Origin of the sequence: Mesorhizobium sp. M7A.F.Ca.MR.176.00.0.0, assembly GCF_004023165.1 — a bacterium.
Taxonomy (GTDB): Bacteria; Pseudomonadota; Alphaproteobacteria; order Rhizobiales; family Rhizobiaceae; genus Mesorhizobium.
The window spans coordinates 88,332-94,822 of record NZ_RZTC01000010.1 but is presented as its reverse complement, the minus strand read 5'-3'; the positions used below and the strand labels follow the sequence as shown (position 1 = coordinate 94,822).

Annotated in this window: 6 protein-coding genes; 1 reads left to right on the top strand and 5 read right to left on the bottom strand. The window is 64.0% G+C overall.

What is annotated here, in order from left to right; genetic code table 11:
• Together recQ and EOB59_RS06280 are read right to left on the bottom strand one after the other, a co-directional pair.
• Positions 1-1,753, bottom strand: a 1,753-nt coding sequence (gene recQ, locus EOB59_RS06285; RefSeq protein ID WP_128287938.1) for a DNA helicase RecQ, incomplete at its 3' end; no start/stop codon positions are given.
• Positions 1,753-2,415, bottom strand: a complete 663-nt coding sequence (locus EOB59_RS06280) for a sulfotransferase (protein ID WP_281061712.1) — start codon at positions 2,413-2,415, stop codon at positions 1,753-1,755. The genes EOB59_RS06280 and recQ, both read right to left, overlap by 1 nt.
• Before the next feature lie 392 nt (positions 2,416-2,807).
• Here EOB59_RS06280 and EOB59_RS06275 point away from each other — a divergent pair, with 392 nt between their 5' ends.
• Positions 2,808-4,229, top strand: a complete 1,422-nt coding sequence (locus tag EOB59_RS06275) for a coniferyl aldehyde dehydrogenase (RefSeq protein ID WP_128287936.1) — start codon at positions 2,808-2,810, stop codon at positions 4,227-4,229.
• A gap of 189 nt (positions 4,230-4,418) precedes the next feature.
• On the opposite strand, the gene EOB59_RS06270 is transcribed toward EOB59_RS06275, so the two are convergent.
• The 3 genes from EOB59_RS06270 to kduI all read right to left on the bottom strand — a co-directional run bounded on the left by EOB59_RS06270 (position 4,419) and on the right by kduI (position 6,473).
• Positions 4,419-4,754, bottom strand: coding sequence for a cupin domain-containing protein (locus EOB59_RS06270; RefSeq protein WP_127270498.1), 336 nt, complete (start codon positions 4,752-4,754; stop codon positions 4,419-4,421).
• Positions 4,755-4,866: 112 nt separating this feature from the next.
• Positions 4,867-5,625 (bottom strand): 2-dehydro-3-deoxy-D-gluconate 5-dehydrogenase KduD, encoded by a 759-nt coding sequence (gene kduD / locus EOB59_RS06265; RefSeq protein ID WP_127380704.1) that lies wholly within the window; start codon positions 5,623-5,625, stop codon positions 4,867-4,869.
• The gene (gene kduI, locus EOB59_RS06260) at positions 5,622-6,473 is read right to left on the bottom strand and encodes a 5-dehydro-4-deoxy-D-glucuronate isomerase (RefSeq protein WP_128287935.1); all 852 of its coding nucleotides are present in this window, start codon (positions 6,471-6,473) and stop codon (positions 5,622-5,624) included. The genes kduD and kduI overlap by 4 nt, the downstream gene beginning before the upstream one ends.
• Positions 6,474-6,491: the final 18 nt, after the last annotated feature.

Genomic DNA, 6,491 nt, shown 5'->3' with positions numbered 1-6,491 from the left:
CGGCGAAGGCGTCGAGGTCGTGCGGGCGGCGCTCGGCCATGTCGATCAGCGTGCGGTCGGAAAACACCACATAGGCCGGCACCTGGCGTTCCTTGGCGAGCCGCAGGCGCAAGGATTTGAGCGCGGCGAGCAATGACGCATCGATACCCTCGGCGTTCATGCCTGAACCCTCGGCCGCCCGCATCTTGCGCAAGGCGCGGCTGCGCACCTCGACACGGTAGTGGAACGGCATCTCGCCACGGCCCAGCGCATGGCCTTTTTCGGCGATGGCGAGGCCGCCATGACCGGCCGGATCCGGCATCAGGAACCCGCCTGCGACGAGCTGCCGGATCAGCGACAGCCAGAAATCCTTCTTGTGCGCCAGACCGCTGCCGAAACTCGTGAGCCTCTGGTGGTTCCTGGCCAGCACTTTTTCGGTTTCATGGCCGAGCAGGATGTCGATGACATGGCCGGCACCGAAGCGTTCGCCACTCTGCGCGATGGCTGCCAGGATGATCCGCGCCTCCGCTCCGCCATCGGCGCGCGGCGCCTGGTCGAGGCAAGTGTCGCAATTGCCGCAAGGCTGCGCTTCCTCGCCGAAATAGCCGAGCAGCACCTGGCGGCGGCACTGCGCCGTCTCGCAGTAGCCGATCAGCGTGTCGAGCCGGCCATGCGAGCGCCTCTTGTGCTCGGGCGGCGCATCCTCGTCGTCGATGAACATCCGGCGCATGCGGATATCGCCAAGGCCGAACAGCATATGTGCCTCGGCGTCCCGCCCATCGCGGCCGGCGCGGCCGATCTCCTGGTAGTAGGCCTCCAGGCTGCCCGGCATGTCGGTGTGGAAGACATAGGCGACGTCAGGCTTGTCGATGCCCATGCCGAAAGCGATGGTCGCCACCATGACGACACCGGACAAGGTCATGAAGCTGTTCTGGTTAGCGTCGCGCGCCTCCTTGCTCATGCCGGCATGATAGGCGAGCGCGGTGACGCCGTTCTTCTCGAGGAAGGCCGCCATCTCCTCCGTCTTCTTGCGCGACAGGCAGTAGACGATGCCGCTGCGGCCGGGATGGCGCTCGACGAAGCGCAGCAATTGCCGCTTGCTGTCCTGCTTGGCCTCGATGGCAAGCTTGATGTTCGGCCGGTCGAAGCCCAGCACCAGGGTCTCGACGCGCTCGGCAAACAGCCGGCATTCGATGTCGGTGCGCGTGCCTTCGTCCGCCGTTGCCGTCAGCGCGATGATCGGCACGTTGGGAAAGATGCCGCGCAGACGCGACAGGTCCTCGTATTCGCGCCGGAACGCCGGCCCCCATTGCGAGATGCAATGCGCCTCGTCGACGGCGATCAGGCTGACATCGAGCCTGGCCAGCGCCTCGAGCATCCGTTCGGTCACCAGCCGCTCCGGCGCGAGATAGAGCAGGCGCGTCTGGCCTGAGGCGACGCGACGCCATGCGGCGATATTGGCATCGCGGTCGATCGAGGAATTGATCGTATCGGCAGCCACGCCGGCAAGCCGCAAGGCGGCGACCTGATCCTGCATCAGCGCCACCAACGGCGAAACGACAATGGTGAGCCCGCCCAGGACAAGTGCCGGGACCTGGTAGCAGAGCGATTTGCCCGCCCCTGTCGGCATGACGGCCAGCACATGACGCCCGGCCAGCAGCGCATCCATGACATCGGCCTGGCCGGGGCGGAAATCATCGAAGCCGAACACGTCCTTCAGCACGCGCCGCTTGGGATCTCGCTCGTCTGTCGCGAGGGCCGCCGGTGCCTGCATCATCGCGCGTCCACGGTCGGCGTGCTCATTGGCATGTCATAGCCGAACTCGGCGCAGAAACGCCGGACGCCGACGAGAAATGCCGGGGGCAGACCGCCGAGATAGGTCCTGAATTCTTCATTCCGTTCCCATTTTCTCAACGAAGCCACCCGGATCGGATTGTCCGGATCCTCGCTGAAACGAATGCGCGGTGTCAGTCCGAACGACTGCGCGATTCTGTCCTGCTGCGCATTGGGCGCGCCGATCATGTCTTCGTAGCGGACAAAGAGTATCTGCCGGTGCGGTTGTGCCTTCTTCAGCCGGGTCAGCGCGTCGTATTCGGCCAGCCAGCGATGCGGCGTGACGTGGAACCGACGCTCGTTGCGTGTTTGCGGATGCGAACTTGTCAGCGTGTCGAAGGGATGGCGCACGCAATAGATCAAGCCGATGGAGGCAGGGAGCTTCGCCAGATGCGCAAAACCGCGCGCATCGCGCTTGACGACGAGGTTCGATTCCGGCCGGTCCAACATGTCCAGCATTGTGTATCGCGCTTCGGGTGGATGGACGAAAATGTCCTCGAAACACCTCATCAGCCGCTGTGTCAGCGTCGTCCCGCTGCGCGCGCAACCCGAAATGAAAATTCTGTTGGCGGGCGCCGCGCGTGCGTATGTGCGTTTTTGCATGCGCTGTTTCAGAGACAGCGGCACCAACCGCAGAAACTCCCGCACAACCCTTCGCGCAGCCGCTCCAAACGCAGCCTCAAGCCTGTGAGCGCCCTTCATCCGCAATTCCGCTGGGCCGCCCGACACGAAACGCGCCGCTTGGGGTCCATGGCCAAGATACTCGTCGCCGATATCAGCATCAGGCAGACACCGGACTGGAATTCCTGGATGGGAGAGGATGGGAAATCGGTCAAAACGACTCTCTGCATGGGCACCATGCCTTAGCGCAGCTGTCATCGTGCCACAACAGGAACAGGTCGCCCGCAGCTGCGCCTTCCCTAACGACACCTTTACCTCGCTGGATTCCTTTACCCAGCAATGTAAGCTCGGCTCCGCTAGCCAGGGAGGATGCGATGCTGCAGACCAGACAGGATGTTCTCGGCAAGCGGTTCCACCTGCAGCGCGCCGCCTTCGAGGCGCAGCCTTTCCCCAACTTTGGCATCCGCAAGGATCGCCTGAAACGCCTGCTGGCGCTGACCGAGCGGCATGAAGCCGACATCTGCACCGCCATCGACGCCGACTTTGGCGGCCGTTCGGCACACGAGACGCGCCTTGCGGAACTGTTCGTCGTGCGCGCCGGCATCCGCCACGCGCTGTCGCATGTCAGGGGCTGGATGCGCGAACGCCGCGTTGTCACCACCATGCCGTTCCTGCCCGGCCGAAATCGCCTCGTCCCGCAGCCGCTCGGCGTCGTCGGTATCGTGTCGCCCTGGAATTATCCTTTCCAACTCGCCGTCGCGCCGGTGACCGCCGCCCTTGCCGCCGGCAACCGCGTGCTCATAAAACCTTCCGAATTGACGCCGGCATTCTCAGTGCTGCTGGCCAAACTCGTTGCCGAGCATTTCGCATCCGATGAGCTCAGCGTCATCACCGGCGATGCCGAGATGGGCAAGGCCTTCGTGTCGATGCCTTTCGATCATTTGCTGTTCACCGGCTCGACCGCGGTCGGACGCCAGGTCGCGATCGCCGCGGCCGCCAACCTGACCCCGGTCACGCTCGAACTCGGCGGCAAGTCGCCGGCAATCTTCGATCCGTCCTGCGATCTTGACGCGGCGGTATCCAGCATTGCCTATGGCAAGCTCTTGAATGCCGGGCAGACCTGCATCGCGCCGGATTATCTGCTGGTGCCGAAGGGGCAGGCAGGCACGGTCGCTGTCAAGCTAGCAACGGCGATCGCGAAGCTCTACCCGACCTTGCGCGACAACCCCGATTATACCGCCATCATCAGCGACCGGCACCACCAGCGCCTGCGCGACATGATCACTGAAGCGCGTGACGCCGGCGCCGATGTCACCGAAATCAACCCGGCCGGCGAAGAGCTGGGTGCCAAAAGCCGGAAGCTGCTGCCGACCCTGGTCCGCAACGCCGGCGCAAACCTGCGGCTGATGCGCGAGGAGATTTTTGGGCCGGTGCTGCCCATCGTAGAATACACCGGGATCGACGAAGCGATCGCGCATGTGAACGGAGCGGAGCGCCCGCTGGCGCTCTACTGGTTCGGCCGCGACAGCGGCAATCGTCAACGCATCCTGCACGAGACTATTGCCGGCGGTGTCACCATCAACGACTGCATGCTGCATCTGGTACAGGAAAACCAGCCTTTCGGCGGGGTCGGCGCCAGCGGCATGGGCGCCTATCACGGCGAGTGGGGATTCCGGACGTTCAGCAAGGAGAAGCCGGTTTTCACACAGTCCCGGCTGAGCGCCGGAGCCTTGTTGCGCCCGCCCTACGGCAAGACGTTCGAGCGGCTCTTCAGCCTCCTGCGTCACATCACCTGATCGAGCGAGCGCAGCCTCCGGTTCGTCGTGCCATGCAGCGCCGGCGCATTAAGACTATCTTCACCACGGTGCGGCAGGGTCCTCATCCTGCGGTGATGTCTTGAGTACCGCGGCGCCACAAGCGCCCAGGCAACAGACCCGCGCCTCTTTCGGGGTGCGGGTCATTCCCGCTCGATCTCTTACCCTTGGCTAGCCGAGGAAATCGGCCCGGTGCGGCGTGAAGCTGTCGACCAGCCGCCCTGCTTCCAGCGCCTTGACGCCGTGCACCAGACCGGACGGCACAATGAAGCTGCCGCCGGTCTCGATGGTTTCGGTCCTACCGTCGATGGTCACCTCGAAGCGGCCTTCGGCGACATAGCTTGCCTGGACATGCGGGTGCGAATGCAGGGCGCCGACGCCACCCTTGTCGAAGCCGAATTCGACCAGCATCAACTCGTCGGTGTGCAGGAGAACGCGCCGCCTGTTGCCGTCTGGCGTCTTCGTCCAGGCGCCCTCGCCGGCTTGCGCGAAAATCTTTGCGGTCATCGTTGTCTCCTCAGAGCAATTCCAGGAAAAGTGTGAAACGGTTTTCCGTCCGGAATTGCGTTAAAACAATGAGATAGCGCGGTTCAGCGTTTCCGCTAAACGATGAACCTCGCTAGCGCGCCAGCCAGCCGCCATCCACCGGCACCACCGCTCCATGCATATAGTCCGATGCCGGCGCCAGCAGGAAGACGGCGGCGTCGCCAATGTCGCCCGCCTCGCCCCAGCGGCCGGCCGGGATACGCGCCAGGATGGCGGCGCTGCGGTCGGGATCGGCGCGCAGCGCCTGCGTGTTGTTGGTCTCGATATAGCCCGGCGCGATGGCGTTGACGTTGATGCCTTTTTGCGCCCATTCGCAGGCGAGCAGACGCGTGATGCCGAGCACACCGTGCTTCGAGGCAGTGTAGGACGCAACGCGGATGCCACCCTGGAAACTCAGCACGGAGGCAATGTTGACGATCTTGCCTTTCCGCTCAGCGGCCAAGGCACGCCTTGCAAAGCTTTGGCAGAGCAAAAAAACCGTTTTCAGATTGACGTCCATGACGTCGTCCCAATCGGCCTCGCTGAGATCGACGGCATCGGCGCGGCGGATGATGCCGGCATTGTTGACCAGCCCGTCGAGCGGACCGCTTTCGTCCCAGATCCGGTCGTGCAACGGGCCGGCGGCCGAAATGTCGGCAAGGTCGGCGCTGACCGCCTCGAATTGCCCTCCCAGCGCGGCGACCTTGTCTGCCGTATCGTCCATCGACGAGCGGCCGACGCCGACCACCGCGCCCCCGGCGCGTGCGATCGATACGGCGATGCCCTGGCCGATGCCGGTGTTGGCGCCGGTGACCAGGATACGTTTTCCGGCAAGGCTGAAGGGGTCGCTCACCGCAGATCGCTCAACGCCACCGGGTCGACATCGGTATAGTCGACGTTGTCGCCGGCCATCGCCCAGATGAAAGCATAATTGGAAGTGCCGGCGCCCGAATGGATCGACCAGCCCGGCGACAGCACCGCTTCCTCGTTGCCCATGACGATATGGCGCGTCTCGTCCGGCTCGCCCATGAAGTGGAAGACGCGTGCCGTCTCCGCCAGGTCGAAATAGAGATAGGCCTCCATGCGCCGGTCATGCACATGGCACGGCATGGTGTTCCACACCGAGCCCGGCGCCAGCTGAGTCATGCCGACCACCAGCTGGCAGGTCTTCACGCCGTCGGCATGGATGAACTGGAAGATCGAACGCTCGTTGCAGGTGTCCTTGCTGCCGAGATCGAGGCGCTTGGCGTCGCCGATGCGGATCAGCCGGCTGGGCCAGGCCTGATGCGCCGGCGCGCTGAGCAGATAGAATTTGGCCGGCGCATCTGCATCGGCCGACGCGAACGACACATCAGCGATGCCCATGCCGAGATAGAGCATGTCGCGCGCCTGCAATTCGAAGGACTGGCCGCCGGCCTTGATGACGCCTGCACCGCCGATGTTGACGGCGATCAGCTCGCGACGGTCGAGAAAGTTCTTGGTGCCGGTCGGCTTGATCGTTTCCAGTTGAAGCGCGGCGCCCGTCGGCACGGCGCCGCCGACGATCATGCGGTCGTAATGTGTGTAGGTCAGGCTGATGCGGCCGGGCTGGAATAGGCCGTCAATGTGAAAGTTGTGGCGCAGCTCATCGGTTCCCATCGCCGCGGCGGCGACCGGGTCGATGGCAAAGCGGGATGAATAGTCGGTGTGGCTCTGGTTCATTTCAATCCTGACTTGAGA